Genomic DNA, 2,106 nt, shown 5'->3' on the forward strand with positions numbered 1-2,106 from the left:
GCGTTCCAGACCGATCGCCGCCGCCATGGCCAAGCCGAAGGCGGGGTGCGGGTTGAGTCCCAGACCTTCCGCCATCGCCACCAGGTTCATCGGGGCGCCGCCGATGGCCGCGCCCGCCAGCCGCAGGTCAGGTGCGTAGGACGGCTGTAGCGCGGCCGCCCATGCCGTGGCCAGACCGCCGCCGGAGTAGCCGGCCAGCGTCACCGGGCTGTGCTGTACGGCGAGTTCGGGCAGTTGTTTCGCGGCCCGGATGCCGTCCAGCGTGATCTGGCCGCCCAAACGCGCGGCCCCCAGCGCGAACTGCGGGCCGAGGTGGTCGGGCAGCGCCAGGCTCCAGCCTCGCTGCAGCAGCACGTTCAACATCGGCGTCGTCGTCGACAGGTTGAAATCGTTCTCGTAGAGCAGGTGCGATACCGCGCAGCCGGTGCCGAGCGAATTGATGAAGTGCTGATAGGACAGCAGCGGCATGCCGGGCTGATGGAAGGCGGGGGTGACGATGGTCGTGGTCGCCGCGATCGGCGCGCCCCGCGAGTTGGTGGAACGGAACTCGACCAGCCTGACGGTGGCGCCGGGGAAGGAAGCCAGCGGCGGCAAGGGCCGCACGTCGAGTACGTCACCTGGTCGGTGTGCCGCCAGATCGGCCGGGGCGGCGTAGAACGGGTCCGGATCGGGCAGCGGGTATATCGGTTCCGCGGTTGCCGTGGTCGCCAGCAGCAGCGTCAGTGCCATACCGCCGAGCGCACCGAGGACACGGGCGGCACCGAGACGCCTGCTGCCCGGGACACGAAGAAGGGGACGAGTCACGAGCTTGACCTCCAGGGGTAGTTCGCCGCATTCGTCGATCAGCCAGCTGAAGCCGTATGTACCGACAGCAAACTACCAGCGACATTTCTAAGTGAGACCGGAATGCCTCAAATTACCTATTTACCGGCGGTAGAACCGTGAATTCCTTTGCTTCCGCTGGAGGTATGGTGAGTTGACAGCAATTGTGCAGCGATCTCTGTGGCCGCGTGCTTCGGTGCGAAGTGGGAGCCGCGTCGACGGCGTGCGTCCGTCCGTGGCGTGTGGCCGTCGGCGACCACGCACGGTTCGACGGCTCCGTCCGTATGGCGGCCGGCACTGTCCACAGTCGAGCCGAAGGGGTTGCGACTCCGGGCGCGCCCGGCTTGGCTGGATTACATACACAGCGACGAGGTCAGGACGAAGGAAGGAGCGGTCATGTCCAAGAGAGCAGCACACAAGGTCCACGCATCCGGCTCCGAGGCACGAGAACCGGTACGTTCCGTGCCGGATACCGAGACCGTATCGCCGACCGGGACGGACGGCGCGACGACCACCAAGCGCGCCGGACTGCCGGTCCCGGTCCCGACGCTCGGTATGCGGATGGCGCACCTCCCGCTGCCGCCCGGCCCGCGCACCGTGGCAGGCGGTGTCGCGTCGGCCACCGCGGCGGTGCGCGATCTTGTACCGGATCGGGAGTCGTTGCTCTACTTCGGCGGACTCGGAGCAGCCGCGGTCACCGGGGTGGTGTCGTGGCCGGTCGCCGGGGCGATCGGCGTCGGCGTCTGGGTGGCGGAGCACGCCCGTCGTGCGCCGGACACCGCGAAGTCGGGCTGACGACCGACCGCGGGGCGCCCGGCCACGATCGCGACCTCCGGCGTCGTCGGCTTCGACGTGGCCGAAACGTGCCCCTGGGCTGGACTATGCCCGGAGGTAGGTGAACGGGACGCTGTTGCTGGTACCGCCCGAGGCGGTGACCGTGACGTCGACGACGCCCGTCCCGGCAGGCACGGTGACCCGGATCAGCGTGTCGGAGATGACGGTGAACGGTGGCGTCGCCGTGCCGAAACGGACGGCGGTCACGCCGGTGAATCCCGTGCCGTTCAGGACGGCGGTGCTGCCGCCGGACGCGGGCGCTTGGTCGGGGTAGACCGCGGCGATCGCCGGTGCGGCGAGATAGGTGTAGACGACCCCGTTGCTGGTGCCGCCGGGCGTGCTGACGGTGACCGCGACCGGCCCGTCGGGCCGGCTGGGAGCGACGGCGGCTATCTGGGTTGCGGAGAGCACCGTGAAGGAGGCCGCCGGGGTTGTCCCGAAACGGACGGC

Annotated in this window: 3 protein-coding genes; 1 reads left to right on the top strand and 2 read right to left on the bottom strand. The window is 69.4% G+C overall.

The window, feature by feature from the left end; all coding sequences use genetic code 11:
- Nucleotides 1-729, bottom strand: a 729-nt coding sequence (locus tag ON27_RS08425; protein WP_043722098.1) for a lipase family protein, incomplete at its 3' end; no start/stop codon positions are given.
- A gap of 489 nt (nucleotides 730-1,218) precedes the next feature.
- Between ON27_RS08425 and ON27_RS08430 the strand changes: the two genes are divergently transcribed.
- Nucleotides 1,219-1,617 (top strand): hypothetical protein, encoded by a 399-nt coding sequence (locus tag ON27_RS08430; protein ID WP_157227121.1) that lies wholly within the window; start codon nucleotides 1,219-1,221, stop codon nucleotides 1,615-1,617.
- Between the two features lie 84 nt (nucleotides 1,618-1,701).
- Here the strand turns inward: ON27_RS08430 and ON27_RS08435 are convergent.
- A partial coding sequence (locus ON27_RS08435) for an IPT/TIG domain-containing protein (RefSeq protein ID WP_043722105.1) occupies nucleotides 1,702-2,106 on the bottom strand: 405 nt, incomplete at its 5' end.

Origin of the sequence: Nocardia asiatica NBRC 100129 (assembly GCF_000308415.1) — a bacterium.
Taxonomy (GTDB): Bacteria; Actinomycetota; Actinomycetes; order Mycobacteriales; family Mycobacteriaceae; genus Nocardia; species Nocardia asiatica.